Origin of the sequence: Streptomyces sp. DT190 (assembly GCF_049846985.1) — a bacterium.
Lineage (GTDB): Bacteria > Actinomycetota > Actinomycetes > Streptomycetales > Streptomycetaceae > Streptomyces.
Map to the genome: position 1 here is coordinate 89,423 of NZ_JBNCNM010000023.1, position 26,886 is coordinate 116,308.

Genomic DNA, 26,886 nt, shown 5'->3' on the forward strand with positions numbered 1-26,886 from the left:
GCCCGAAGGCCCGCCGCCCGCACCCGCGGTGCAGCGCATCCGACTGCGCTACACCAAGCGCGGCCGCCTCCGGTTCACCAGCCACCGTGACTTCCAGCGCGCCTTCGAGCGTGCGTTGCGCCGTGCCGAGGTGCCGATGGCCTACTCGGCCGGATTCACGCCGCACCCGAAGGTGTCGTACGCCAATGCCGCACCCACCGGCACGGGCAGTGAGGCGGAGTACCTGGAGATCGCGCTCACCGCGCCCCGCGACCCGGAGCAGCTCAGGGTCCTCCTCGACGCGTCGATGCCCGCCGGGCTCGACATCGTCGAGGCGGTCGAGGCCCGCACCCCGGGCCTCGCCGACCGGCTGACGGCTTCCGTGTGGGAGCTGCGCCTGGACGGCGTGTCGCCGGAGGAGGCCCGCCGTGCGGTGGACGCCTTCACCGCGGCCGAGACCGTCGAGGTCCAGCGCCTCGCCAAGAACGGCGTGCGCACCTTCGACGCCCGCTCCGCCGTCGTGAGCCTGGAGAGCGGCGACCTCGCAGAAACGCGGAGTTCGCAGGCTGATAGGCCGACCGACCAGCCCTGTGCGATACTGCGGCTGGTTGTTCGGCACGTGACGCCTGCCGTACGACCCGACGACGTCCTGTCCGGTCTCCGCGCCGTGGCCGACCTGGCGCCGCCGGTCCCCGCAGCGGTGACCAGGCTGGCGCAGGGGCTGTTCGATGAAGAGACCGGCACGGTGACCGACCCGCTCGCGCCCGACCGCGAGGCAGCGCAGGCCCACTCAACGGCCGCATCGCCTGCCACCGCGACGGCGCCGGCGTAAGGAAGGTCCCGCGTAGGGACGGACGTCGTAGCGCCGCCCTCGGACTCGGGAGCCACCTGGGTCGGGCAGCGTACCGACCAGAAGACTTTCGCCAGGCCGTGCGCATTCGGCGTACGGAACCGGCGAGACAGGACACGGAAAGCTCCCGTGCGGCGCCCGCGCCCCGGACGGCGGCGACGCGCACAGCGCGAGCCGCGGACGTCACCGGCACAGCCGGACCAGGCGCGGCGCCCGGGAGCCTGACGGGAGAAAAGCCCGCATGCTCGAACCGACCGAACCCACGGAGTCCTCGCAGGGCTCAGAACAGAACACCCCCAGCGACACCCTGCCGCCCCGCCGGCGGCGCCGTGCCGCGTCCCGCCCGGCGGGTCCGCCCGCCGGTGCGGCCGACGCGGCGGCGGAGACCGTCGCGCCGGCCATACCGGCCGCCGAGGCCGAGGAACTCGCGGCCGACGCCGAGGGGACCGAGGAGACCGCCGCGGAGGAGACCGCCGCCGAGGCCGTCACCGAGGCGGCGGAGCCCGCCGAGGACGCCGCGTCCGCCGGGCGCAAGCGGCGCCGTGTGGTGCGCCGCGCCTCCGCCCCGGCCGGGCCGGCCGCCGCCGAGGCCGCCGCCGAGACCGTGGTGCCCGCGACCGTTGCCGCTCCCGCCCCCGAGGCGCCGGAGCAGGCCAAGACCCCCGCTCCCGCCGAGGACGCCGCTCCGCGCCGCACCCGGCGCCGGGCGACCCGCAGCGTCACCTCGCCGACCGCCGCCTCCGCGCAGGCCGTCCCGCAGACCGACCAGCCCGCGCAGTCCGGCCAGGCAGCGCAGACCGCGCCGGTCGACGCCGCGCCGGCCGCCACCGAGCCCGTCGAGGCCGGCACCCCCGGTACCGCCGGTGCCGGGACCACCGAGGACGACGCCGCTCCGCGCCGCACCCGCCGGCGTGCCACGCGGCGCGTGTCCGCGCCCGCCGGGGCGCCCGCGGCCGCCGAAGCGGCCGACTCCGGTGTCGACGCCGGTCCGTCCGGCTCCACCGCCGCGTCCGCCGAGGCGCCCGCGGAATCGCCCGAGGAGGCGAAGGCCCCTGTGACCGAGAACCCCGCTCCCGAACCGGCCCGCAAGTCCAGGTCCCGGTCCCGCGCCAAGGCCGCCGCCGAGCCGGCCGCGCCCGCCGAGGCCGCCGAGGCCGCGCCTGCCGCGCAGGCCGCCGCCGACCAGACCCCTGCCGCGTCCGAGGCCCCCGCCGAAACCGCCGCCCAGGCCCCCGCCGCCGAGCCCGCCGAGGACGGCGCCCCGCGGCGTCGCCGCCGGGTCGTGCGCCGGGCCGCCGGCGGATTCGCCGAGCCCGCCCAGCCCGCCCGGCGCGCCGCCGGTGCCGCCGCCGAGAGCGAGGGACCTTCGCGCCCCGCGCGCCCCGCCGTCGCCCTCTTCCAGCCGCCGGTCTTCACCGAGCCGCAGTTCCAGACCCCGGAGCGGGCCGCCGCCGCGGCCGCCGCCGAGGCGGTCGGGGAAGCCGAGGAGCCCGAGGACCTCACGCAGGACGCGCAGCCCGCGCCGGACGCGCCGGACGCACGCGAGGATCGGTCCGACCGGGACGAGCAGACCTCCGGATCCCGCCGCCGTCGCAGGCGCCGGGGCGGCGAGGAGCCCGAGGCCCAGTCCGCCGAGGAGCCGGAGGAGGCCGAGGACGCCGCCGAGGACCAGGCCGAGGGCGACGACCAGGACGACGCCGAGGAGCCCGGTTCGCGCCGGCGCCGCCGCCGGGGCGGTCGCCGCCGCCGGCGCGGCGAGTCCGCCGAGAACGATGGCGAGGGCGCGGACGACTCCGACGACATCGCCGCCGCCCAGGCCGAGCAGGACGCCGAGGACACCGCCGAGCAGACCGAGGAGGACCAGGAGGACGCCGACGAGGCCTCCGACCGGGACGACTCGTCCGGCGGGGGTGGCTCCAGCAGCAGCCGCCGGCGCCGTCGCCGCCGTCGCCGCGCCGGTGACTCCGGCCTCGACCCCGAGCCCACCGACGACGACCCCGAGCGCACGGTCGTCAAGGTCCGCGAGCCCCGGCCCGCCCGTGAGAAGGGCTCCGAGCCGTCCGACGAGGTGCAGTCCATCAAGGGCTCGACCCGTCTGGAGGCCAAGAAGCAGCGCCGCCGCGAAGGCCGTGAGCAGGGCCGCCGCCGCGTGCCGATCATCACCGAGGCCGAGTTCCTGGCCCGCCGGGAGGCCGTCGAGCGCGTGATGGTCGTCCGCCAGCACGGCGACCGCACGCAGATCGGCGTCCTCGAGGACGACGTGCTCGTCGAGCACTACGTCAACAAGGAGCAGGCGGTCTCGTACGTCGGCAACGTCTACCTCGGCAAGGTGCAGAACGTGCTGCCGTCGATGGAGGCCGCGTTCATCGACATCGGCAAGGGCCGCAACGCCGTGCTGTACGCCGGCGAGGTCAACTTCGAGGCGCTGGGCATGGCCCACGGGCCGCGGCGCATCGAGTCCGCCCTCAAGTCCGGCCAGTCGGTGCTCGTCCAGGTGACGAAGGACCCGATCGGCCACAAGGGCGCCCGTCTGACCAGCCAGGTCTCCCTGCCGGGCCGCTACCTCGTGTACGTGCCCGAGGGCTCCATGACCGGCATCAGCCGCAAGCTGCCCGACACCGAGCGGGCCCGGCTGAAGACCATCCTCAAAAAGATCGTCCCCGAGGACGCGGGCGTCATCGTGCGCACCGCCGCCGAGGGTGCGAGCGAGGACGAGCTGCGCCGGGACGTCGAGCGGCTGCAGCAGCAGTGGGAGGACATCCAGAAGAAGGCCAAGAACGGCAACGCGCCGACGCTGCTGTACGGCGAGCCGGACATGACCGTCCGGGTCGTGCGCGACATCTTCAACGAGGACTTCTCCAAGGTCGTCGTCAGCGGCGACGAGGCGTGGTCGACGATCCACGGCTACGTCTCGCACGTCGCGCCGGACCTCGCCGAGCGGCTGCAGAAGTGGACCTCCGAGGTCGACGTCTTCGCCACGTACCGGATCGACGAGCAGCTCGCCAAGGCCCTGGACCGCAAGGTCTGGCTGCCCAGCGGCGGTTCGCTGGTGATCGACCGGACCGAGGCGATGGTCGTCGTCGACGTCAACACCGGCAAGTTCACCGGCCAGGGCGGCAACCTCGAGGAGACCGTCACCAGGAACAACCTGGAGGCGGCCGAGGAGATCGTCCGCCAGCTGCGGCTGCGCGACCTCGGCGGCATCATCGTCATCGACTTCATCGACATGGTGCTGGAGTCCAACCGGGACCTGGTGCTGCGGCGCCTGCTGGAATGCCTGGGCCGGGACCGTACGAAGCACCAGGTCGCCGAGGTGACCTCGCTGGGCCTCGTGCAGATGACCCGCAAGCGGGTGGGCCAGGGCCTGCTGGAGTCCTTCTCCGAGACCTGCGTCCACTGCAACGGCCGCGGCGTCATCGTCCACATGGAGCAGCCGACCTCCGTCGGGGGCGGCGGCAAGCGCAAGAAGCGCGCGCGGGCCGGTGCCGCCGAGCAGCCGCACGTCCACGAGGCGGCGGTCGAGACGGCCGAGCAGGAGGCGGAGACCGAGGCCGAGGTCGGTGCCGAGGCCGCAGAGCCGATCGCGCTGCCCGAGCCGGCCTTCGAACCCGACGAGGAGCTGTACAGCAGCGCCGCCGAGGCGGAGGCCGCGGCCACCCGGGGCCGTTCGCGGCGCCGGGCGAGCCGGCGGGCGTCGGCCCCGGCGGGCGCGCCGCGCGGCGAGTCCGCGCGGGCGGAGCGCAGGACGGCCGAGCCCGTCGCGGACGCGGACACGGACGTGGCCGAGCAGGCCGGGGCGCCCACCGCCCAGGACGTGACCGCGGCTGAGGAGGTCGCGCGTCCCGTGCAGCCGGAGCCGGCCGCCGAGGCGCAGGCCGAGCCGATGGCCGTGGAGGACCCGGTGGTCGAGACCGCGCCGGCCGAGGAGGCCGCGCCGAAGGGCCGCACCCGGCGGCGGGCCACCCGCAAGGTGTCCGCTCCGGCCGGTTCCCCGGCGGGTGCCGAGGCGGCCGTGGTGACGGTGGCCGAGACCGCGCCCGCGGTGTCCGAGGCCCCGCAGACCGAGGCGGCCGGGCAGGCCGGACAGCCCGAGCCGGTCGCGGAGCAGGGCGCCGAGGCGCCCGCCGAGGCCGCGGCCCCGGCCCGTCCGCGGCGCCGGGCCGTGCGCAAGTCCACGGCGCCCACCGCGTCCGAGGAGGCGGCCGTCGTGGTCGTCCCGTCGGCCCCGGCGGAGGAGCCCGCGGCGGAGACCGGTGCTCCGGCCGCCGGCGCGGGTGACGACGCGGATGGGACGGCCGGGACGGGCGAGGAGCCCGCCGCGGCCAAGAAGACGGCCCGCAAGACGGCCAAGAAGGCCACCGCGAAGAAGGCCGCCACCAAGAAGACCGCGGCGAAGAAGACCGCGGCCAAGAAGACGACGGCCAAGAAGGCGGCGAAGACCACCAAGACGGCCGCCAAGAAGACCACGTCGAAGAAGACCGCGGCGGCCGAGCAGACGCTCTCCTCCGTCACGGCCTCCACCGACGAGGGCTGACCCGTACGGCGTCCCCCGGGGCGTGCGCGGCGACGCGTACGCCCCGGGGCGCCGGCCCGTGGGTCCGAGTGACCGGACGCACAGGCCGGGGGCCCGGCTCGGTTTGACCCCCTCGACCGCGGCCCCGTAACCTTGACCGTCGGCGTGTCCCCTGACGCGTCACATCCCCGTAAACCTCATCCTCCGGGCGCCGGGCGCCCAGGAGAGGCCGCCTGCTCTGCCGGGTGGCTGGCCTGCGGGGGTGCCGTTTCCCGAGCGAGAGAGTGAGTTCCGCGTGTACGCCATCGTGCGCAGCGGTGGTCGCCAGCACAAGGTTGCTGTCGGCGACATCGTTGAGGTTGACAAGATTTCCACTGCCAAGGTTGGCGACACGGTCGAGCTCTCGACCCTGCTCGTTGTCGACGGCGACGCCGTGACCAGCGACCCGTGGGTGCTGGCCGGCATCAAGGTCCAGGCCGAGGTCGTGGACCACCACAAGGGGCAGAAGATCGACATTCTGCGCTACAAGAACAAGACCGGTTACCGCCGTCGCCAGGGCCACCGCCAGCAGTACACGGCGATCAAGGTCACCGAGATCCCCACGGCTGCGAAGTAAGGGACTGAGGAGAAATGGCACACAAGAAGGGCGCATCGTCCACTCGGAACGGTCGCGACTCCAATGCCCAGCGGCTCGGCGTGAAGCGCTTCGGCGGTCAGGTCGTCAACGCTGGTGAGATCCTGGTCCGTCAGCGTGGCACCCACTTCCACCCGGGTGCGGGCGTCGGCCGTGGCGGCGACGACACGCTGTTCGCGCTGCAGGCCGGTTCGGTGCAGTTCGGCACGCACCGTGGCCGCAAGGTCGTGAACATCGTTCCGGTCGCCTGATCGGACACTCTCGCGAGGCGGACCTCACTTCCCGTGCGGGAAGGCGGGTCCGCCTTTCGCTTGTTGAACAAGTAAATCTCGTTCGTACTTCTGGAGGCACCCACCATGACCACCTTCGTGGACCGCGTCGAGCTGCACGTCGCCGCGGGTAGCGGAGGCCACGGCTGTGCCTCCGTCCACCGTGAGAAGTTCAAGCCGCTGGGCGGGCCCGACGGCGGCAACGGCGGTCGCGGCGGGGACGTGATCCTCACCGTCGACCAGTCCGTCACCACGCTGCTCGACTACCACCACTCCCCGCACCGCAAGGCCACCAACGGCAAGCCCGGTGAGGGCGGCAACCGTTCCGGCAAGGACGGGCAGGACCTCGTCCTGCCGGTGCCGGACGGCACGGTCGTGCTGGACGGGGCGGGCAACGTCCTCGCCGACCTGGTCGGCCACGGCACCTCGTACGTCGCCGCGCAGGGCGGCCGGGGCGGGCTCGGCAACGCGGCCCTGGCCTCCGCCCGGCGCAAGGCGCCCGGGTTCGCGCTGCTCGGCGAGCCGGGGGACATGCAGGACATCGTCCTGGAGCTGAAGACGGTCGCCGACGTGGCGCTCGTCGGTTACCCGAGCGCGGGCAAGTCGTCCCTGATCTCGGTGCTGAGCGCCGCCAAGCCGAAGATCGCCGACTACCCCTTCACCACGCTGGTGCCCAACCTCGGCGTCGTCACGGCCGGCTCGACGGTCTACACGATCGCCGACGTGCCCGGCCTGATCCCCGGCGCCAGCCAGGGCAGGGGCCTGGGTCTTGAGTTCCTGCGCCACGTGGAGCGGTGCAGCGTGCTCGTGCACGTCCTGGACACCGCCACGCTGGAGTCGGACCGCGACCCGCTCTCCGACCTCGACATCATCGAGGAGGAGCTGCGGCAGTACGGCGGGCTGGACAACCGGCCGCGGCTGGTCGTCCTGAACAAGATCGACGTACCGGACGGCAAGGACCTGGCCGAGATGGTGCGGCCCGACCTGGAGGCGCGCGGCTACCGCGTGTTCGAGGTGTCGGCCGTGGCGCACCTGGGGCTCAAGGAGCTGTCGTTCGCGCTCGCCGAGCTCGTGGCCGCGGCGCGCGCCGCGAAGCCGAAGGAAGAGGCCACGCGCATCGTCATCCGGCCCAAGGCCGTGGACGACACCGGCTTCACCGTCACCCGCGAGGACGACGTGTTCCGGGTGCGCGGCGAGAAGCCCGAACGCTGGGTGCGGCAGACCGACTTCAACAACGACGAGGCGGTCGGCTACCTCGCGGACCGGCTCAACCGGCTCGGTGTCGAGGAGGCGTTGATGAAGGCCGGCGCCCGCGGTGGCGACGGCGTCGCCATCGGCCCCGAGGAGAACGCGGTCGTCTTCGACTGGGAGCCGTCCGTGACGGCCGGCGCCGAGATGCTCGGCCGCCGCGGTGAGGACCACCGCTTCGAGGAGTCGCGTCCGGCCGCGCAGCGCCGCAGGGACCGGCAGGCCGAACGCGACGAGGCGCAGCAGGAGTTCGACGACTTCAAGCCCTTCTGAGCACCGCTCACCGGCTCTGACCGATCACCTGTCAGACCCGCCCCGGCAACGGCTTGTTCCAGCGCTGGCGGCGGGTCTTCTTTTGTCTGCTTAGTTGTCATGTACGCGAACCCCGGCGTTCAGCGGGCGGGCCGCCCGCGAGCGTGAAGCTTCCCCTGTCCAAGTGGTCAGCGAGGTAAGGGAGTCAGCCGATGACCGGAGCAGTATCCCCCGACCGACGCCGCTTTCTGACCGGGGGCGCCGCGGTGCTCGGTGCCGCGGCCTCCGCCCAGCTGTGGCTCCCGGCCGCCGCGCACGCGGCCGAAACGCCGCTGCCGGACGGGGTGTTCAGCCTCGGCGTCGCCTCCGGGGACCCGCTCCCGGACGGCATCGTGCTGTGGACCAGGCTCGCTCCGGACCCGCTGAACGGTGGCGGCATGCCGGACCGGGTGGTGCCCGTGGAGTGGCAGATCGCGGAGGACCACCGCTTCAGAAGGGTCGTCCGCCGCGGCACCGCCCAGGCCCGGCCCGAGTACGGGCACAGCGTTCACGTGGACGTACGCGGACTGCGCGCGGACCGCACCCACTGGTACCGCTTCCGCACCGGCGGCCAGCTCTCGCCCGTCGGCCGCACCCGCACCGCGCCCCACCCCTTCAGCGCCGGTGGCTCCCTGCGCGTGGCCCTCGCCTCCTGCCAGAACTGGCAGCACGGCTACTTCACGCCATACGCGGACATGCTCGACCAGGACCCGGACGTCGTGGTGTTCGTCGGCGACTACATCTACGAGTCCACGCCCTCGGCGACGGCCCTGCGCCGGCACGAGGGCACCGGCGAGCCGTTCAGCCTCGTCCAGTACCGCAACCGGTACGCCCAGTACCGCACCGACCCCGACCTCGCGGCGATGCACGCGAACGCGCCCTTCGTGGTGAGCTTCGACGACCACGAGGTGGACAACGACTTCGCCGGTGAGATCCCGCAGGACCCCGACAAGCAGCCGCACGACGCGTTCGTGGCCCGGCTGACCGCGGCCTACCAGGCGTTCTACGAGCACATGCCGGTCCGCGCCACCGCCGTGCCGAACGGCCCCCACATCCGGATGTACCGCCGCCTGGAGTTCGGCCGCCTGGCCCGGCTCAACGTCCTGGACACCCGGCAGTACCGCAGCGACCAGGCCACCAGCCAGGAAGGCGCCCAGGACCCGTCGCTGACCATGCTGGGCGCGCGCCAGAGGCAGTGGCTGCTGAACGGCCTGCAGGACTCGCCCGCCCGCTGGAACCTCGTCGCGTCCCAGATCATGATGGCCGAGACGGACCTCAAGGTCGGTGAGGGCAAGCTCTGGTTCTACGACGCCTGGGACGGCTACCAGGCCGAACGCAACCGGTTCCTGCAGGAGTTCAAGCAGGTCCGCAACCCGGTGGTGCTCTCCGGCGACCGGCATCTGACGATGATCAGCGACCTCAAGGAGGACTACGCCGACCCGGACTCCGCGGTCGTCGGCGCCGAGTTCGTCGGCACCTCCATCTCCAGCAACGGCGACCAGGACCAGGAGGCCTTCCGGCGGGAGTGGGACCCGCGGCGGCCGGACAACCCGCACTGGAAGCTGCTCGACGCGCACCGCGGCTACCACCTCTTCGACATCCGCCGGGCCGCCATCGACGCCCAGGTGCGGGTGGTCGACACGGTCCGGCAGCCGCAGGCCACGCCGAGCACGCTGGCCCGCCTGCGGGTCGAGGCCGGCCGGCCGGGCGTGGAGGTCGTCTGACCACAACACCCGTACACCGGCGGCACACAGGAGCCCGGGACTCTTCGGAGTCCCGGGCTCCTGCCGTGCGGGAGGGCCACCCGGCCGTGAGTGCCCGGATGCCTTGCCCGCACCGAGATCGAAATGCTGCGGAATCTTGACCCGGAACTCCTTGTGGAGTTACTCACAGCAATTGTCGAGGCGCCCGGGGCGCCGTGGGAACCGTCTCGCCAATCACCAGCAGTGCCAGGTGAATGACAGGTTGCGCGCACATATGCGGTGGAGGGCGCTCACCTTGCACTGCGGTAACCAAGAGTGGGACCATTTCGAAGTTCCCTGTCGCCCCAAGGTAGGTCACCTGTGTCCCAGCACATAGCCAAGCCCCGTACCACCGCAGTGATCCTGGCCGGTGGCACCGGTCAGCGGGTGGGTCTGTCGATCCCCAAGCAGCTGCTGAAGATCGCCGGCAAGGCAGTCATCGAGCACACGCTGACCACCTTCGAGAACGCCGACTCGATCGACGACATCATCGTGCTGATGGCGCAGGGCTACGTGCCCGACATCGAGAAGATCGTCGCGAAGGCCGGTTTCAAGAAGGTCTCGAAGGTCATCGAGGGCGGTTCCACGCGGAACGAGACCACCGAGCGCGCCATCGCGGCCCTCGGTGAGGGTCTCGCCGAGGGCGAGGACGTCAACGTCCTCTTCCACGACGCCGTGCGCCCCCTGCTGTCGCAGCGCGTCATCGACGACTGCGTCGCCGCGCTGGAGCGCTACCAGGCCGTCGACGTGGCCATCCCGTCCGCCGACACCATCATCGTCACGCGCACGCACGGCCAGGACGGTGAGTTCATCACCGAGATCCCGGACCGCTCCCGGCTGCGCCGCGGCCAGACGCCGCAGGCCTTCAAGCTGTCCACGATCAAGCGGGCCTACGAGGTCGCCGCGGGCGACCCCAACTTCCAGGCCACCGACGACTGCTCCGTCGTGCTCAAGTACCTGCCGGACGTGCCGATCCACGTCGTCGCCGGTGACGAGTACAACATGAAGGTCACCCAGCCCGTCGACGTCTTCATCGCCGACAAGCTCTTCCAGCTCGCCTCCACGGCCGCGCCCGAGCAGGTCTCCGAGGAGGCCTACCGCGAGCTGCTGACCGGCAAGACGATCGTCGTCTTCGGCGGTTCCTACGGCATCGGCAAGGACATCGCCGAGCTCGCCGGGTCCTACGGCGCCACGGTCTACGCCCTGGGTCGCTCCACCACCGGCACCCACGTGGAGAACCCGGAGGAGGTCGACGACGCGCTGTCCAAGGCGTACGCCGAGACCGGCCGGATCGACTACGTGGTGAACACCGCGGGCGTGCTGCGCATCGGCAAGCTCGCCGAGACCGACAACGCCACCATCGAGGAGGCGCTGAAGGTCAACTACCTGGCCCCGGTGCAGATCGCGCGCTCGTCGTACAAGTACCTGTCCGAGACCAAGGGCCAGCTGCTGCTCTACACCTCCAGCAGCTACACCCGCGGCCGTGCCGAGTACAGCCTGTACTCCTCGACCAAGGCCGCGATGGTGAACCTCACCCAGGCCCTGTCCGACGAGTGGGCCGGCGACGGCGTCCGCGTCAACTGCATCAACCCCGAGCGCACCGCGACCCCCATGCGCACCAAGGCCTTCGGCCAGGAGCCCGCGGGCTCCCTGCTGTCCTCCGAGGCGGTCGCCCGTACGTCGCTCGACGTGCTGCTGTCCGAGCTGACCGGGCACGTCATCGACGTCCGCCAGCAGGACCCGACGGCCGGCGCGGCCCGTGCGTCCGGCTTCGAGCAGGCGCTGGCCTCGGTGCTGGACCGGCAGGACGGCGTGTAATAATTGGCGCCAATTAGACTTCGGTAATTCAGGCCTCTGCGCCCTCCTGTTCACGGGGATCCGTCATCAGGAGTGTTCGCAGGGGCCTGAATCCATACAGTCCCGCGAATATTCACAGACCAGCCGCATTCAGAACCAAGACCGGCACACCCCTCCCAAGAGCAGGTTTCTCCGTGATATCCACCGCTATTCGCGTCGCCCGGGTGGGCAGCGCGGCCGAGCTGGCCGCGGCGGTCCTCATGGTGGCGGGCTTCCCCGCCCTCATGCTGGCCGCGCTCGTCCCGAGCGTTCCCGCCTTCGCGGCAGCGGCCGCCGTGACGTACCTGGCGGACCACTATCTGCACCGCAAGGGCAGCTACCTGATCAACCGCCTCGGCAAGGTCCGGGCCGGGCTGTCGATCCGCTTCCTGATCCGGCAGCTGCTCCTGGTCCTGCTGCTGGCCCGGCTGTCCCTCGCGGACAACCTGATCTACTACGGCGCGATCGCCTGCTTCATCGCCTTCTACGGCCTGCAGGCCCCGCACGGCGCGCTGGTGCAGCTCATCCGCAACCGCCGCCGCATGCCGGTCGCCACGCGCAACGTCGACCTGAAGTCCCGCATCCGCATCCCCGACGCCCCGCCGCGCCGGCTGCTGCACCGCTCCGCCGAGAAGATGCTCCACCTCGACCTCGCGGCGGTCGTCGGCATCCTGCTCGCCGCGCAGCTGGAGTCCTCCCTGATCGGCTTCGCCGGCATCGGCCTCACGGTGGCCCTCGCCACCCTGTACGTCCTGGCGCTGATGCCGTACGTGCGCGGCCGGAGGATCCCGCCGAACGCCGAGCGCGTGCTGGCCGCCGTCGACGACTGGCTGGGCGAGTACAAGCCGGAGACGGTGCTGTACTTCTCCGGCTCGAAGGACTCCGCGTACCAGGTCAACATGTGGCTCGACACCATGGAGAAGCTGGACTCCAAGCCGCTGATCATCCTGCGTGAGCGGGTCATCCTGAACAACCTGGCGCCCACCACGGTCCCCGTCATCTGCGTGCCCGGAGGGGTGCACCTGATGAACCTGGACCTGTCCACGGTGCGCGTCGCGCTGTACGCGGCCAACGTCGGCAAGAACATCCACCTGCTGCGCGTGCCCACCATGAAGCACGTCTTCATCGGCCACGGCGACAGCGACAAGCTCGCCAGCGTCAACCCGTACAGCAAGGTCTACGACGAGGTGTGGACGGCCGGCCGCGCGGGCCGCGACCGCTACGCCATCGCCGACGTCGGTGTCCGCGACGACGACATCGTCGAGGTCGGCCGCCCCCAGCTCGCCCCCATCCAGACCTGGCAGGGCGTGCCGGAGGGCCGTATCCCCACGGTGCTGTACGCCCCCACCTGGGAGGGCTGGGACGGCAACCCGGGCAACACCTCGATCGTGCTGGCCGGCGAGAACATCGTGCGGAAGCTGGTCGCGGCGGACCCGCCCGTGCGCGTGCTGTACAAGCCGCACCCCTTCACGGGCACGGTCAGCAAGGAGGCCGGCGCCGCGCACCAGCGCATCACCGCCCTGGTCCGCAAGGCCGCGGCCGAGCGCGCCCTCGACCCGCGCTTCGTCGCCGACACCGCCGTGCAGGCGCAGGCCAAGGACGAACTGGCCCGGATCGAGGCCCGGCTGGCGCAGTTGTCCGGCTCCGGCGGCGACCGCGGCGACGAGGCCGAGGCGACCCGTGAGGGGCTGGTCGACGTCGCCCGGCACGAGGAGGCCGCCCGGCTGCGCGCCGAGTGGAACGACGCCTACTGGCGTTCCTTCCCCAGCTGGGAGCACCGGGTCATCACCGGCGCCGAGCCGCGGCTGTACGACTGCTTCAACGTCTCCGACGCGATGGTCTCCGACATCTCCAGCGTGGTCTCCGACTTCATCGCCAGCGGCAAGCCGTACGCGGTGACGGACTCCGCCGAGGTGGGTGTCGAGGAGTTCAAGCGGAACAACACGGCGGTGCGCGCCGCGGTGATCCTCTCCAACAGCGCGCACGAGCTGGGCGAGCTGCTGGGCGCCGTGCGCGACCCGGCCGCCGACCCGCTGGCCGAGGACCGCAAGGAGCTCAAGCAGTACCTGCTGGGCCCGGACGAGCCGACCTCGCTGGAGCAGTTCAACACCGCCGTCGCGAACCTCGCGCTCAAGGCCGAGACGCGCAACCTCGGCCAGCAGACACGGGCCGCGGCCGCCGGTGCGGACCCGGAGCTGGCGAACGCCGTGCCGGGGCAGCGGGTGTCCACGGCCGGTGACACGGACGGTGTCGGCACGGGCTGAACTGCCGCCCATCATTTGAGAGTTCGGCCCCCGAGGAGTCCCTCGGGGGCCGAGCCCTTTTATGCTCCCGTTTCCGGTCCGTTCACCATGTGACGTGTCCCACTAACACCGGTGTGCGAGGCAACCGCTTGCCTCGATCACCCGTCTACCAAGTAGCGAATGAGGCGATACGGGGGGAATATCCCATTGACTAGGGGGAAACGTGACCGTGGCGCAGCCTGATGTGAGCGTGATCATCGGGGCGTACGAAGCGATGCCGTATCTGATCGAGTGCCTCTCGTCCGTCGAGGCACAGACCATCGATCCGCGGCGCATCGAGGTCATCGCGGTGGACGACGGATCGACGGACGGCACGGGGGAGTACCTGGAGGAGTTCGCCGAGCGGGCTCCGATGCACGTCCTGGTGATACGCCAGGAGAACTCGGGCGGCCCCAGCGGCCCGCGCAACGTCGGCCTGGGCAAGGCGAGCGGGCGCTACGTCTTCTTCCTCGACGCCGACGACCGGCTGGGCCCCGAGGCGCTGGAGCGGATGGTCGCCATGGCCGACCGCGCCGGCACGGACGTCGTCCTCGGCAAGGTCGAGGGCGTCAACCGCTCGGCCCCGAAGTCCATGTGGGGGAAGACGGTGGAGCGGACGGACGTCTTCTCCTCCAACATCAAGTTCACGCTCAGCGCGCAGAAGCTGTTCCGCCGCGAGCTGCTGGACCGGCACGGCATGCGGTTCGACGAGTCGCTGTTCACCGGCGAGGACGCGCTGTTCACGATGGAGGCCTACCTCCGCGCGAACGGCGTCTCGGTGGTCGCCGACCACACCTGCTACTACCTGGTCGGCCGCGACGACGGCAAGCACGTGACCAAGAGCGGCAGTTACACGCTGCGTTTCGACTCGGCGCGGGCCCTGATGGAGCTCATCGCCGAGCTCGTCCCGGCGGGCGGCCGGCGCGACCAGCTCATGCTCCGGCCCTTCCTGGTCACGCTGCTGCCGCAGTTCGGCCCGAAGTTCGCCACCGACAGCGAGGAGGTCCGCCGCCACAAGCTGGAGCTGGCCAAGCCCCTGATGGACACCTACTGGACGGAGGGCGTCGCCGAGCGCCTGAAGGTCCACGAGCGGCTGCGGCTGCACCTGGTCGCCGAGCAGCGCCCGGACCTGCTCCTGGACGTGGTGCGGTTCGTGAAGGCCAAGAAGCAGGCACCCGCCCTGCTGGAGAAGAGGGGCCGCCGCGTCTACCTGGCCTATCCGCACTTCCGCGACCGGGCGGCGGGCGTCCCGGACGCGGTCTATCTCGCCGGGCCACGCGAGGCCCGCACGTTCCCGGGCTACCGCGAGGGCGGCGTCGACACGTTGGTGCGGCGGGCCGTGCGCAAGGCGCGGCGTGTGCTGACGTCCCGTGAGGTGCGGACGGCGGCCTGAACGGAGGCGGGGCCGGGCTCCCCCCGGCCCCGCCTCGTCGCGCGTCCCGCGCTGCCGTCAGCGCGGCGCGGCCGGGACCGCCGTCTCCGTGCGCTGGCCGGGCAGCTCCGCGGCCAGCCGCTCCGCCACCCGCGCCCGGTGGTCCCGGGCCCTCGCGCACAGCGCCCGCACGGCCTCGTTGAAACGCTCCTGCGACGACGGCTCGGCCGGGCCCAGCAGACGCAGCTTCAGCTCGGCCCGGGCCTCGGCGAGTTCGTCCTTCTCCGGGTGCCGTACCGCCTCCAGCAGGGCCGGCACCCCGGCCGCGTCCGGCGTCAGCACGGTCGCCGCCGCCACCGTCGGGAACGCCGCGCGGAAGGCGTCCTCGGGCAGCCCGCTGGTGTTGGCCACCGCGTACGGCTTCTCACTGGCCAGGAAGTCGCTGATCACGCTGGACACATCGCTGATCAGCAGGTCGGCGACGTTGAAGCAGGAGTACAGCGCGGGCCGGACGTCCGTGATGATCTGGTGCTCGCCCTCCGGCAGGGACGCCCAGTAGGCCTCCTCCCAGGCGGCCGTCGCCCGTGCCACCGCCCGCGCGCGGCCCGGCTCCGGCGCCGACTGCACCAGCATGCGCTCCACCGTGTCCGCCCCGGACCGGAAGTCGGACGTGGTGAGCCGGTCCAGCTCGGCGGTGCGCAGGGCCAGTTCGGCTCCGGCCGGCCCGCGCGCACCCGCCCGCTCCCGGTTCGCCGCGCGGATCAGCTCCCGGATGCGCAGGTCGGCGGCGCCCGCGCGCGGGTCCACCGACCCCGTCAGCGGATGCGGCTTGTACAGCACCCGCACCGCCGGGTCCGCGAGCAGCGCCCGCACCAGGTTCTCGCCCGCCGCGATCACCGACGTGTTGCCGGGGTTGCCGTCCCAGCCCTCCCAGGTCGGCGCGTACAGGACGGTCGTGCACGCCCCGGCCGGCGGCCCCGCGTACGGCAGCACACCGTCGAGCTGCGGGCGGCCCGTCTCCACCACGTCCTTGTCCTCGACGCCGACCTCGGCCAGCGCGTACCGCTCGCGCGCGGCCGGCCCGGCCACCCACACCTCGTCGTACGCCTTCGCGTAGGGGTTGCACGAGGAGAGCTTGTCGCTCTCGCCGTGGTTGACGAAGGTGTGCTTGATCGTGGGGATGCGCAGCACCTGGGAGGTCTTGCCGGAGTTCGAGGGGTGGATGAGGACCTGGAGCGTGGAGTGCTCCAGGCGCATCAGCGTGGACACCTTCGGCAGGCACACGATCGGCACGTCCGTCGCTGCGATCTTCTGCACCATGAACCGCTCGCGCAGCACGATCACCGGCCTGCCGTCCAGCTGGGCGAGCGGCTCCAGCCACATGTTCGCCTGGTAGGCCGAGGAGGCGCCGCCGGAGAAGTACAGGCCGACCGTGGGCCGGTAGGAGGCCAGCCAGGCGTCGAACCACTCCAGCACCCGCTGCTCGTCGGCCGGCCGGCGCCCCGGCAGCAGCCGCAGCAGCAGCGCGCCCAGGCCGCCCAGGGCGAGCAGCAGGGACAGCCCGATGCCCGCGGCCGCGAGGACCGGCCGGTCGCCCGCCGCCCCGGCCAGCAGCCCGGCCGTGGCCGGCAGGCCGAACACCAGCAGCCGCAGCCCGGGGCGGCGCAGCAGCACCGCCGGGGCCGGGGAGAGCCGCAGCTCGGAGGCGTCGATGTTGCGGGTCACCACCGGCAGCGTGCGGGTGCGGCGCACCAGCACGGAGACCGCCTGGATCGCGCAGTGCAGCACGTAGAACCCGAGCAGCCCGCCCACCAGCGGGGCGTACACCGTCTCCCGGTCCTGCTCGCCGATCCGCAGCAGCGCCACGACCAGCAGCAGGTCCCGCAGGACGTGGCGCACGGTGATGTCCGCGTGCGACTTGGCGAACAGCGACAGCACACCGCGCTGCCACCGGTACAGGACGCCCTCGACGGCCAGGGACACGGCGGTCGCCGCGAGCAGCAGCGGGACGTGGGGCAGCAGCGCCGCGACCGCCTGGGCGGCGGACGCGGCGGCCAGGACGACGGTGACCAGCCCCTTCAGAAGGGCCGGCGGGCGGGGAAGAGGTACGGGCACTGCGGTCACTCCAGGGCGTCGGTTCGGCGCAGGTCGGCCGTCCGGGTTAACGCGTGGCGACCTCCGGACGACACGCGCGTGTCCTCGGGCCGCGGTGGGCGAGGACGCCCCGTCGCGCCGTCGGACGGTAGCGGAATATCGCGTTCCTGTCGTGGGGCGGGTGGTCAGGAGGCCGGCCGGAGGCATCGCGGTCGTCCTCCCGTGACGCCGCCCGCACCGTCCGTAGCGTGGACCGGCTCGGCGCCGTCCCCGCGCGTCCCGTAGATTTCCCGGTGAGCGACCGGAACGCAGCGAGGGGACGGACGGCGACGTGGCAGGGGCAAGGCAGGCCGTGGGCGAGGCCCGCAGGATCGTCGTCAAGGTCGGGTCCTCCTCGCTGACCACCGCCTCGGGCGGCCTGGACGCGGACCGCGTGGACGCGCTGGTCGACGTGCTCGCCAAGGTACGAAACCAGGGGGCGGCCCGTAGGGCCTCGGTTGAGGGTGGTGGCGGGAGACGGGAGGGCGGCGGGGAGCGCGAGATCGTCCTGGTCTCCTCGGGCGCCATCGCCGCCGGTCTCGCCCCGCTGGGCCTGCGCCGCCGCCCCAGGGACCTGGCCCGTCAGCAGGCCGCCGCCAGCGTCGGCCAGGGCCTGCTGGTCGCCCGCTACACCGCCTCCTTCGCCCGCTACGGCGTCCGCGTCGGGCAGGTGCTGCTGACCAGCGACGACATGAGCCGCCGGGCGCACCACCGCAACGCCTCGCGCACCCTCGACAAGCTGCTGGCGATGGGCGCCTTCCCGATCGTCAACGAGAACGACACCGTCGCCACGGACGAGATCCGCTTCGGCGACAACGACCGGCTCGCCGCCCTGGTCGCCCACCTCGTCCACGCCGACCTGCTGGTCCTGCTGTCCGACGTGGACGGCGTCTACGACGGCGACCCGGGCCGGCCGGGCACCTCCCGCATCGCCGAGGTGCGCGACCCTGCCGACCTCGCCCACGTCGAGATCGGCAGCGCGGGCAAGGCCGGCGTCGGCACCGGCGGCATGGTCACCAAGGTCGAGGCCGCCCGGATCGCGGCCGCCGCCGGCGTCCCCGTCGTGCTCACCAGCGCGGTGCACGCCGCCGACGCCCTGACCGGCCAGGACACCGGCACCTTCTTCCACCCCACCGGCCGGCGCTCCGCCGACCGGCTGCTGTGGCTCCAGCACGCCTCCACCCCGCAGGGCGCCCTGACCCTCGACGACGGCGCCGTCCAGGCCGTCGTGGACCGCCGTAAGTCGCTGCTGCCCGCCGGGATCGCCGGCGTGGAGGGCGAGTTCAGCGCCGGCGACCCGGTCGAGCTGCGGGACGGCACCGGGCACGCGGTGGCCCGCGGGCTGGTCAACTTCGACTCCAAGGAGATCCCGCGGCTGATCGGCCGCTCCACCCGGGAGCTCGCCCGCGACCTCGGACCCGCGTACGAACGCGAGGTCGTACACAGGGACGACCTGGTGGTCCTGCATCCGTAATGGGCCGAAACGTCCGCCCTCGGTGGTGGACGTTCCGCAAAACCGCCCCACGATCCCTTGCGGCCTGCTCAACTTTGTCTCGGGGAACTGTTCCGCAGCAGCGCCACAAGCGGCGCCACTGAACGAAGGAGGCCGTCGTGAGACGAGTGCGCCCTGGGACGCCCGCGTCCCGTGGTGGTACCGGCTCCCGCGCGGCCGGTGAGGAGCGGGCCCTGAGCAGCGTGGCGGCCGGCGACCGCTTCGAGGGCGAGCAACCCGCGGACACTCCGCGCCTGTGGCACGTCACCCTCAGCGTCTCCGGCAAGGAGGCGCCGCTCCCCGAGGTCCGGCGCGCCCTGGAGCAGCTGGCCCACGACCACCCCTTCCTGCTCACCAGCCGCTACGCCGTCGACCACGCCGAGATCCGCTACTGGGAGGAGGCCCGCGACCTGCACGACGCGGCTGCCGTCGCCCTCCGGCTGTGGGGCGAGCACCGGCAGACCGCCGGACTGCCGCCCTGGGAGATCGTCGGCCTGGAGGTCATCGACCGCGCGACCTACCACCAGCGCATCGCCGAGGGGTACGGGCCGCCCCCGGCCTCGCCCGTCGGCGTCCACCCGTTCTGACCCGGCCGGGGGCGGTCTCGCGCGGTGTCCCGGGGTGTCTCGGGGTGTGAAACGCGCGAGGAACCCGCCGGCCCGGCGGACTACGCTTCCCTCATGACCACGCTTTCGCCGTACGACTCCATGTCCCCGGTCACCGAGGCCGCCTACCGCGCCAAGGCCGCCGCCGCGAGCCTCGCGCCGCTGCCGCGGGCCGAGAAGGACGACGCGCTGCTCGCCATCGCGGACGCGCTGGAGGTCCGCACGAGCGAGATCGTCGAGGCCAACGCCCAGGACGTCGCCAAGGCCCGTGAGGCCGGCATCAGCGAGGGCATGATCGACCGGCTCACGCTCACCCCCGAGCGGATCCGCGCCATCGCCTCCGACGTGCGCGACGTCGCCGCCCTGCCCGACCCGGTCGGCGAGGTGGTCCGCGGCTCCACGCTGCCCAACGGCATCGACCTGCGCCAGGTCCGGGTGCCGCTCGGCGTCGTCGGCATCATCTACGAGGGCCGGCCCAACGTCACCGTCGACGCCGCCGCCCTCTGCCTGAAGTCCGGCAACGCCGTCCTGCTGCGCGGCTCCTCCTCGGCGTACCGGTCGAACACCGCCCTGGTGCGCGTCCTGCGCGACGCCGTGGGCGGGGCCGGGCTGCCCGCCGACGCCATCCAGCTCGTCCCCGGCGAGAGCCGCGACAGCGTGCGCGAGCTGATGCGCGCCCGGGGCCTGGTCGACGTGCTCATCCCGCGCGGCGGCGCCTCCCTGATCAACACGGTCGTCCAGGAGTCCGTCGTCCCGGTCATCGAGACCGGCACCGGCAACTGCCACGTCTACGTCGACGCGGAGGCCGACCTCGACATGGCCGTCGAGATCCTGATCAACTCCAAGGCCCAGCGGGTCGGCGTCTGCAACGCCGCCGAGACCCTCCTGGTCCACCAGGACATCGCCGCCGCGTTCCTGCCGCGCGCCCTGGACGCCCTCGCGGAGGCCGGGGTCACCGTCCACGCCGACGAGCGCGTGCAGGCCTACGCCAAGGAGTCCAAGGCCACCGTGGTCGAGGCGACGGCCGAGGACTGGGAGACCGAGTACCTCTCGTACGACATCGCCGCCGCCGTGGTCGACTCCCTGGACAAGGCCGTCGAGCACATCCGGCTGTGGACGTCCGGCCACACCGAGGCCATCGTCACGACCTCCCAGCAGGCGGCCCGCCGCTTCACCCGACTGGTCGATTCGACCACCGTCGCCGTCAACGCCTCCACCCGCTTCACCGACGGCGGCCAGTTCGGCTTCGGCGCGGAGATCGGCATCTCCACGCAGAAGCTGCACGCCCGCGGCCCCATGGGCCTGCCGGAGCTGACCAGCACGAAGTACATCGTGACCGGGGACGGGCACATCCGCCGCTGACCGCGCGCCCGGGCGCGCGAGCCGTCTCGACCGGTGGATGAATTTCCATACCGTCTGCCCAAAATGACCCCCCAGGTCTACTCTGGATCCGTGCCGGAGGACGTGGGGGGCACGCCGTTTCCGGACGGCCGGGAGCCCGACGACGACCACGACCGCGGGGTGTCGGACGAAGAGTTCGCCTCCGTGGTCTTCGACGAGGCCTTCGTCAGCGCGGCCGTGGTGCACGAGCCGACCGCCGTGGAGCGCCTCCTGGCCGCCGCGCAGGCCAGAGCCGAGGCCTCCGAGGCGGAGGCCGCCCGCCGCGCCCACCTCAGGGGCGAGCGGTACGACGACGGGTACGGCCCCGACGGCCCCAGCGCCTTCGGCCGTGATCCGGACCTCGACGACCTGGACGAGCCCGACCTCCTGGAGGACCACTACGGCGACACGGGGCCGTACTCCAAACAGGTGCGCTGGCACCGCCCGGTCGCCTGGCTGCTCGCCCTGGTGATGGGGATCGGCATGGTCGCGCTCGCCTTCACGGCGGTCTACCGCGGCGCGTCCTCCCACCGCGAGGGCCCCGTGCCGCCGCCCGCCTCGACCGGGCTGGAACAGGGCGGCGGGGTGGCCCCCTCCGCCTCCGCCGACTACTCCCAGCCGGCCGTCTCGGTGATCCCCCGCAGCCCCTGACCGGAAGCCGCCGTCCGGGTGAGGAGCTGTCAGAACTTGTGGAGCAGCTCAGCGTTTACCCGGGCTTCCGGCAACCTACCCTGAAGATATGGGCGGGCCTGGAGACCCACCTGAGGGGACACCCGAGGGCGCTCCCGGAGGTGGCGAGGACGAGTACCGATCCGTCGTCTTCGACGAGTCGTTCGTCCGTGCTGCCCGCCTCCAGGAGTACTCCGCGCAGGAGCGCATGGCCGACCACGCGCCCGCCGTGCGCCGCCGCCCGCCCCTGCGCCGGGGCCTGTCCCGGCAGGCACTGGTCCTGGTCCTGCTGATCGCCGTCGCCTTCGGCACCGCCATCTACATGGGCGTGCGGCACCCCTACCAGACCCCCGCCGCCCGGGAGCCGGCCGAGCCGCTGCGGATGACCGTCATCCCGCTCGTCCCCGAGGGCAAGGTGCCCGGCGCCGCCGACCCGGCCCACCTGTACGCGCACAGCCCGGCCGCGCAGTTCAAGACCGGCGCGGAGGGCGTGCCGCTGCCCGCCTCGCGGCGTACCGCGCACTTCTCGGACAGCCAGGTCGTGACCGCGCTGTCCACGGCCAAGGACTACGTGGTCCGGTCCGCCCTCGACCCCGAGGTGATCACGGGTGGTGAGATCCGCGCCGTGCGGGTGCTGCTCGACTCCGACCAGCTGGACCAGTTCGACCAGAGCTTCGCCCGCCCCACCGCGGACGGACGCCACGCGCCCACCGGCTGGCTGGTGCGGCTCGACCCCTCCCGGGCCGAGCTGGCCGACCGGCGGGTGCGGGTCCACGGCACGCTCCAGGCCGCCGAGACCGACGCGTCCACGCTGGAGGTCACGGCCGATCACACGTTCGTGTACGCGCTGCGGCCCGCCGGGGCCGGGGACGGGGCGCAGGTGTCCCTGTTCACCGTCCGGCGCGAGCTGCAGTTCCGCTTCGACCGCGACGACCTGCGTCTGCACCAGGCCCAGCTGGTCGTCTCCTACGTCCAGGCGGGCCCGCTGTCCTGCGCCGAGGACTCCACGCACCACCTGCGGCCCCTCCTCGCCGGCCAGACCGCCAAGGAGGGCGGCCCCGCCGGCACCGACCCCTACGCCACGGGCAGCGTCACGGCCCTGTGCGGCTCCCTGGCGACGAGCGCGCAGCCGAAGGTGTGAGGGCGGGCCCGCCGGCCTCGGACGCGCACCCGCGGGGCTCGGACGCGCTCCGCGGCCCCGGGCACGCTTCTCACCGCTCGTCGCGCGGCGGCGCCTCGTCCCCCGGGGTGTCCGAGGAACCCGGCGACTGAGAGCCCCCGGGCGGCTTCGGGGCGGAGTTCGTGAAGCCGCCGAATCCCCGGCGCACCCGGTCGCCCAGGTCGCCCGCGCCGCCGGCCAGGTCCGTGACCAGCTTCATCAGCGGGTCCTTGGAGCTCTTGACGTGCGTGCTGTAGTGGTTCGCCGAATCGCGCCAGGAGTCGCGGACCGAGGTGTCCTTGTCCTCGTCGCGGCGCGGGTAGTGGCCGTCCATGATCCGCTGGTAGTCCCGCGACTCGGCCCACTTCTTCAGCTCGGCCGCCCGGACGGTCGTGAACGGGTGGGAGCGGGGCAGCACGTTCAGGATCTTCAGCACGGAGTCGCGCAGGTCGCCGCCGGCCTCGTACTCCTCGGCCTGGGCGAGGAACGCGTCCACGTTCATCTCGTGCAGGTGGTTGCCGCCCGCGATCTTCATCAGGCCCCGCATGGACGCCTGGAGGTCCTGCCCGACCAGCAGTCCCGCCCGGTCCGCGGACAGCTCCGACTTGCGGAACCACTCGCGCAGCCCGGTGACGATCGCCATGATCGCGAGGTTGCCCAGCGGGATCCAGGCCACCCGGACGGCCAGGCTCGTCAGGAAGAGCAGGATCGTCCGGTAGACCGAGTGGCCGGACAGCGCGTGCCCCACCTCGTGGCCGACGACCGCCCGCATCTCCTCCTCGTCGAGCAGCTCGACCAGGCCCGTCGTCACGACGATGATCGGCTCGTCCAGGCCGATGCACATCGCGTTGGGCTGCGGGTCCTGGTTCACGTACATCGGCGGGACCTTCTCCAGGTCCAGGATGTAGCAGGCGTCGCGCAGCATCACGTTCAGGTGGGCGAACTGCTGGTCGGAGACCCGCACCGAGTCGGACAGGAACAGCAGCCGCAGACTGCGCTCGGGCAGCAGGCCGCTGAGCGCCTTGAACACCGTGTCGAAACCGCTCAGCTTGCGCAGCGCCACCAGGGCGGAGCGGTCGGCAGGGTGCTCGTACGTCCGCGAGGAGATCCCGGGGAAGCGCCTGCGCTGCCTGCTCGGCACGTGCTCGTGCCCGTCCTGGTCGTGGCCGTCGGACATGTCTTCCCCCAGGTGCGTCTGGATGACCTTTACGGCCCCTTGTGCGGCCCTTTGCTCCCCCGAGGCCGGGCCCAGCCTAGGCGGAGTTACGGTGGTCGGGCAGTACAGCGAAGGGAACCACCGACATGGAGCACCACCCCGCCGCCTGGCTCGCCGAGGCCGCGAGCGCCGCCGACCGGCAAGGGGGGCCGGGGATCCTCCGGATCGTTCTCCTCGTGATGATCGTGGGCTGTGCGGTGACCGCGTGGTTCCTGCTGCGCGGCTACAGACGGAAGGACGACTGAGCCGGCGCGAAGGTTCCCCCGTCGGGCCCCGGGACCGGGCCGGTGGCGGGTGCGCGTGCCGGTGCCGCGGGGCGCCCGCGGCACGAACAGGCGGAGTCGGGGTGATCGCGGCGGGGGCGCCCGCTTACGATGAGCCGACGTCTTTATCCCGCCCACACGCGATAGGTCCTGCCGAAGATGAGCTTCCACAGCACCGCTGCCCAGTTGGTCACCCTCGCCGCCGAGGGCGAGGAGCACGGCGGAAACCACGAGAGCCTCAGCCCCTACCTCACCGGCGGCGCCGCCCTCTTCATCCTGCTGCTCCTGCTGTGGATCACGACCCGCTTCAACCGCGACCGCTGAGCCCGGCAGGGCACCCCGCGCGGGGTGCCCCGGGGACCACGGGGGCGGCCGGAGCCCTCAGGCGGGGCCGGTAGGGTCTGCACGCATGGGAGAGCAGGACATGCCTACCGGTCCGGCGAGCGAGACGCCGCACGACCCGGAACCGGACACGGCGAGCGGCACCGAGCGCGACCGGGCGCCCCGCCGTGCCGCCACGGCGGGGCGTCAGATCGACGGCCCCGGAAAGAGCCCGGCGCAGCCGGGCAAGCGTCGCCTGGGCGTCATGGGCGGCACCTTCGACCCGATCCACCACGGGCACCTGGTGGCCGCCAGCGAGGTCGCCGCGGCGTTCCACCTCGACGAGGTGGTCTTCGTGCCGACCGGCCAGCCCTGGCAGAAGAGCCACCGCAGCGTCTCCCCGGCCGAGGACCGCTACCTGATGACGGTCATCGCGACCGCCGAGAACCCGCAGTTCTCCGTCAGCCGCATCGACATCGACCGCGGCGGACCCACCTACACCGTGGACACCCTGCGCGACCTGCGCGCGCTCAACCCGGACACGGACCTGTTCTTCATCACCGGAGCCGACGCCCTCGCCCAGATCCTGACCTGGCGTGACTCGGCGGAGCTGTTCTCCCTCGCGCACTTCATCGGGGTGACCCGGCCCGGCCACCACCTCGACGACACCGGCCTTCCCGAGGGCGGCGTCTCGCTCGTGGAGGTCCCTGCCCTGGCCATCTCCTCCACGGACTGCCGTGCGAGAGTCGCCAAGGGCGACCCCATCTGGTACCTGGTGCCGGACGGAGTCGTGCGCTATATCGACAAGCGCGAGCTGTACCGCGGCGAGTGAACCGAGAGGGGCACCGGTGAACGACCGATACGACGCGGGGGCCGCGGGCTACGGCGCCGACCCGTACGAACTCGTCGGCTACGACGAGTACGGACAGCCTGTCTACCGGCAGGTCCCGCCCCAGCAGACCCAGCAGCAGGCCTACGACCCGTACGCACAGCAGCACCAGCAGCACCAGCAGGGTTACGGATACGACCCGTACGCCACGGGCGGGCAGCAGCAGCCGCCCGCCTACGACTACGGCACCGGGCAGCAGCAGTCCGCCCCCTACGGCTACGACCCGTACGCCTCCGGGACCCACCAGGGCGGCCCGGCGCAGGACAGCGGCCACGACCCCTACGGGCAGGCCCCGGCGGGCGGCGCGACCGGGCAGGCGCGCGTGGCCGGGCAGACCGGCCTGCAGACGGCGCACATCCCGCAGCAGGCCGGCCCCGCCGAGGGGGAGCAGGACACCGACCGGGAGTACCACACCGAGCAGTTCGCCTTCGTCGAGGAACCGGACGACAACTCCGAAGACGTCATCGACTGGCTGAAGTTCACCGAGAACCGCACCGAGCGCCGCGAGGAGGCCCGCCGCCGCGCCCGCAGCCGGATCGTCGCCCTGGTCGTCGTCCTCGCGCTCGCCGCGGCCGGCGGCGTCGGCTACCTCTGGTACGCGGGGAAGCTGCCCGGCCTGTCCTCCGACGACTCCGCGACCGGCACGGCCACGGCCGCGGGCGCCCAGAAGCGGGACGTGATCGTCGTCCACCTGCACGACACCAAGGGCGACGGCACCGCCACGGCCCTGCTGGTGGACAACACCACCACCCGGCGCGGCACCACCGTCCTGCTGCCCAACTCGCTCGCCCTGACCAGCGACGACGGCACCACCACGACCCTCGCCAAGTCGGTCGAGGACGACGGCTCCGACGGTACGCGCGAGGCGCTCGACGCGGTCCTCGGCACCGACATCCAGGGCACCTGGCGCCTGGACACCCCCTATCTGCAGAACCTCGTCGACCTCGTCGGCAACATCGACGTCGACACCGACGCCGACGTCCCCGACCCCGCGGCCAAGAAGAAGGGCGAGGCCCCCCTGGTCAACCAGGGCCGGAGCCAGACCCTCAGCGGCAAGATGGCCGTCGCCTACGCCACCTACCGCGCCCCCGGGGAGGCCCAGAACGCCCAGCTGAAGCGGTTCGGGCAGGTCATGCAGGCCGTCCTGCGCAAGCTGTCCTCCGACCCGCAGGCCGCGACCGTCACCGTCCAGACGCTGAACCAGATCCTCGACCCGTCCCTCACCGACAAGGACCTCGGCACCTTCCTCGCCGGGCTCTCCGAGCTCGCCAAGGGCGGCGACTACGCGACGGACCTGCTGCCCGTGCAGAGCGACGGCACGCTCAGCGCCCAGACCGGCGCGGGGATCGTCAGGAACGTCCTCGGAGGCACCGCCAAGAGCCCCGACAAGGACGCCGCCGTCAGCGTCTCCGTCCGGAACGCCACCGGCGTCGCGGACAACACCGAGAAGGCGCGCGTGGTGCTCCTCAACGGCGGCTTCACCTTCCTGGAGGGCGGCACGACGGGCGCCCGGGCCACCTCGCAGGTGGTCTACTCCGACGCCGCCGCCAAGGCGGACGCCGCCGAGGTCGCCAAGACCCTCGGACTGCCCACCGGCTCCGTCACCAAGGGCAAGGTCTCGGCGAACGCCGATGTCGCGGTGGTCCTCGGCCAGGACTACGAGCCGTCCTCCGGCTGAGCCGCGCGAGCGGCCCCCCGCGTGATCGCCGTCATCGCGTGGGGGGCCCGCGGCGGTCCGTGAGA

General features: G+C 72.6%; 20 protein-coding genes. 18 read left to right on the plus strand and 2 right to left on the minus strand.

Going from position 1 to position 26,886, the window contains the following annotated elements:
- Positions 1 to 28: 28 nt before the first annotated feature.
- The 9 genes from ACPXCS_RS31530 (at position 29) to ACPXCS_RS31570 (ending at position 15,037) form a co-directional block, all read left to right on the plus strand.
- Entirely contained in the window at positions 29 to 811 is a 783-nt protein-coding gene (locus ACPXCS_RS31530) for a TIGR03936 family radical SAM-associated protein (RefSeq protein WP_425951268.1), read from the plus strand.
- A 259-nt stretch (positions 812 to 1,070) separates the two neighbouring features.
- Positions 1,071 to 5,363 (plus strand): Rne/Rng family ribonuclease, encoded by a 4,293-nt coding sequence (locus ACPXCS_RS31535; RefSeq protein ID WP_425951269.1) that lies wholly within the window; start codon positions 1,071 to 1,073, stop codon positions 5,361 to 5,363.
- A 274-nt stretch (positions 5,364 to 5,637) separates the two neighbouring features.
- A complete protein-coding gene (gene rplU, locus ACPXCS_RS31540; RefSeq protein ID WP_003990208.1) occupies positions 5,638 to 5,958 on the plus strand; it encodes a 50S ribosomal protein L21 in 321 nt (106 codons plus the stop codon).
- A gap of 14 nt (positions 5,959 to 5,972) precedes the next feature.
- Positions 5,973 to 6,227, plus strand: coding sequence for a 50S ribosomal protein L27 (gene rpmA, locus ACPXCS_RS31545; protein ID WP_010041940.1), 255 nt, complete (start codon positions 5,973 to 5,975; stop codon positions 6,225 to 6,227).
- 105 nt (positions 6,228 to 6,332) lie between these two features.
- Positions 6,333 to 7,766, plus strand: coding sequence for a GTPase ObgE (gene obgE, locus ACPXCS_RS31550; protein ID WP_425951270.1), 1,434 nt, complete (start codon positions 6,333 to 6,335; stop codon positions 7,764 to 7,766).
- Between the two features lie 191 nt (positions 7,767 to 7,957).
- Positions 7,958 to 9,508: an alkaline phosphatase D family protein gene (locus tag ACPXCS_RS31555; RefSeq protein ID WP_425951271.1), complete on the plus strand. Its 1,551-nt coding sequence runs from the start codon at positions 7,958 to 7,960 to the stop codon at positions 9,506 to 9,508.
- A 339-nt stretch (positions 9,509 to 9,847) separates the two neighbouring features.
- Entirely contained in the window at positions 9,848 to 11,344 is a 1,497-nt protein-coding gene (locus tag ACPXCS_RS31560; protein WP_425951272.1) for a D-ribitol-5-phosphate cytidylyltransferase, read from the plus strand.
- Between the two features lie 173 nt (positions 11,345 to 11,517).
- Complete coding sequence (locus tag ACPXCS_RS31565; RefSeq protein WP_425951273.1) at positions 11,518 to 13,626, plus strand: hypothetical protein; 2,109 nt, start codon at positions 11,518 to 11,520, stop codon at positions 13,624 to 13,626.
- Between the two features lie 202 nt (positions 13,627 to 13,828).
- Complete coding sequence (locus ACPXCS_RS31570; RefSeq protein ID WP_425951274.1) at positions 13,829 to 15,037, plus strand: glycosyltransferase family 2 protein; 1,209 nt, start codon at positions 13,829 to 13,831, stop codon at positions 15,035 to 15,037.
- 57 nt (positions 15,038 to 15,094) lie between these two features.
- Here ACPXCS_RS31570 and ACPXCS_RS31575 read toward each other — a convergent pair whose 3' ends face one another.
- The gene (locus tag ACPXCS_RS31575; RefSeq protein WP_425951275.1) at positions 15,095 to 17,131 is read right to left on the minus strand and encodes a hypothetical protein; all 2,037 of its coding nucleotides are present in this window, start codon (positions 17,129 to 17,131) and stop codon (positions 15,095 to 15,097) included.
- A gap of 310 nt (positions 17,132 to 17,441) precedes the next feature.
- Between ACPXCS_RS31575 and proB the strand changes: the two genes are divergently transcribed.
- From proB to ACPXCS_RS31600, 5 genes are all read left to right on the plus strand, one after another.
- Complete coding sequence (proB, locus tag ACPXCS_RS31580) at positions 17,442 to 18,623, plus strand: glutamate 5-kinase (RefSeq protein ID WP_425951276.1); 1,182 nt, start codon at positions 17,442 to 17,444, stop codon at positions 18,621 to 18,623.
- Positions 18,624 to 18,769: 146 nt separating this feature from the next.
- Positions 18,770 to 19,228: a hypothetical protein gene (locus ACPXCS_RS31585; protein ID WP_425951302.1), complete on the plus strand. Its 459-nt coding sequence runs from the start codon at positions 18,770 to 18,772 to the stop codon at positions 19,226 to 19,228.
- 93 nt (positions 19,229 to 19,321) lie between these two features.
- A complete protein-coding gene (locus ACPXCS_RS31590; RefSeq protein ID WP_425951277.1) occupies positions 19,322 to 20,608 on the plus strand; it encodes a glutamate-5-semialdehyde dehydrogenase in 1,287 nt (428 codons plus the stop codon).
- 63 nt (positions 20,609 to 20,671) lie between these two features.
- The gene (locus ACPXCS_RS31595; RefSeq protein WP_425951278.1) at positions 20,672 to 21,277 is read left to right on the plus strand and encodes a hypothetical protein; all 606 of its coding nucleotides are present in this window, start codon (positions 20,672 to 20,674) and stop codon (positions 21,275 to 21,277) included.
- 88 nt (positions 21,278 to 21,365) lie between these two features.
- Positions 21,366 to 22,436 (plus strand): hypothetical protein, encoded by a 1,071-nt coding sequence (locus tag ACPXCS_RS31600; RefSeq protein WP_425951279.1) that lies wholly within the window; start codon positions 21,366 to 21,368, stop codon positions 22,434 to 22,436.
- A 70-nt stretch (positions 22,437 to 22,506) separates the two neighbouring features.
- Here the strand turns inward: ACPXCS_RS31600 and ACPXCS_RS31605 are convergent, their stop codons facing one another.
- The gene (locus tag ACPXCS_RS31605) at positions 22,507 to 23,631 is read right to left on the minus strand and encodes a M48 family metallopeptidase (protein ID WP_425951280.1); all 1,125 of its coding nucleotides are present in this window, start codon (positions 23,629 to 23,631) and stop codon (positions 22,507 to 22,509) included.
- 125 nt (positions 23,632 to 23,756) lie between these two features.
- Here ACPXCS_RS31605 and ACPXCS_RS31610 point away from each other — a divergent pair, with 125 nt between their 5' ends.
- The 4 genes from ACPXCS_RS31610 (at position 23,757) to ACPXCS_RS31625 (ending at position 26,821) form a co-directional block, all read left to right on the plus strand.
- On the plus strand, positions 23,757 to 23,915 hold the full coding sequence (locus ACPXCS_RS31610; RefSeq protein WP_094057639.1) for a hypothetical protein: 159 nt from the start codon (positions 23,757 to 23,759) through the stop codon (positions 23,913 to 23,915).
- A 177-nt stretch (positions 23,916 to 24,092) separates the two neighbouring features.
- Entirely contained in the window at positions 24,093 to 24,257 is a 165-nt protein-coding gene (locus ACPXCS_RS31615) for a hypothetical protein (protein ID WP_094057638.1), read from the plus strand.
- 85 nt (positions 24,258 to 24,342) lie between these two features.
- Positions 24,343 to 25,086: a nicotinate-nucleotide adenylyltransferase gene (gene nadD / locus ACPXCS_RS31620; protein ID WP_425951281.1), complete on the plus strand. Its 744-nt coding sequence runs from the start codon at positions 24,343 to 24,345 to the stop codon at positions 25,084 to 25,086.
- A 16-nt stretch (positions 25,087 to 25,102) separates the two neighbouring features.
- Complete coding sequence (locus ACPXCS_RS31625; RefSeq protein ID WP_425951282.1) at positions 25,103 to 26,821, plus strand: LCP family protein; 1,719 nt, start codon at positions 25,103 to 25,105, stop codon at positions 26,819 to 26,821.
- Positions 26,822 to 26,886: the final 65 nt, after the last annotated feature.

What these genes read in the sequence shown, in the direction of transcription:
- ACPXCS_RS31535 (WP_425951269.1), top strand. Translation starts at nt 1,071, where the DNA reads ATGCTCGAACCGACCGAACCCACGGAGTCCTCGCAGGGCTCAGAACAG.
- rpmA (WP_010041940.1), top strand. Translation starts at nt 5,973, where the DNA reads ATGGCACACAAGAAGGGCGCATCGTCCACTCGGAACGGTCGCGACTCC.
- obgE (WP_425951270.1), top strand. Translation starts at nt 6,333, where the DNA reads ATGACCACCTTCGTGGACCGCGTCGAGCTGCACGTCGCCGCGGGTAGC.
- ACPXCS_RS31555 (WP_425951271.1), top strand. Translation starts at nt 7,958, where the DNA reads ATGACCGGAGCAGTATCCCCCGACCGACGCCGCTTTCTGACCGGGGGC.
- ACPXCS_RS31590 (WP_425951277.1), top strand. Translation starts at nt 19,322, where the DNA reads ATGACCACGCTTTCGCCGTACGACTCCATGTCCCCGGTCACCGAGGCC.
- ACPXCS_RS31595 (WP_425951278.1), top strand. Translation starts at nt 20,672, where the DNA reads ATGACCCCCCAGGTCTACTCTGGATCCGTGCCGGAGGACGTGGGGGGC.
- ACPXCS_RS31600 (WP_425951279.1), top strand. Translation starts at nt 21,366, where the DNA reads ATGGGCGGGCCTGGAGACCCACCTGAGGGGACACCCGAGGGCGCTCCC.
- ACPXCS_RS31605 (WP_425951280.1), bottom strand. Translation starts at nt 23,631, where the DNA reads ATGTCCGACGGCCACGACCAGGACGGGCACGAGCACGTGCCGAGCAGG.
- ACPXCS_RS31610 (WP_094057639.1), top strand. Translation starts at nt 23,757, where the DNA reads ATGGAGCACCACCCCGCCGCCTGGCTCGCCGAGGCCGCGAGCGCCGCC.
- ACPXCS_RS31615 (WP_094057638.1), top strand. Translation starts at nt 24,093, where the DNA reads ATGAGCTTCCACAGCACCGCTGCCCAGTTGGTCACCCTCGCCGCCGAG.
- nadD (WP_425951281.1), top strand. Translation starts at nt 24,343, where the DNA reads ATGGGAGAGCAGGACATGCCTACCGGTCCGGCGAGCGAGACGCCGCAC.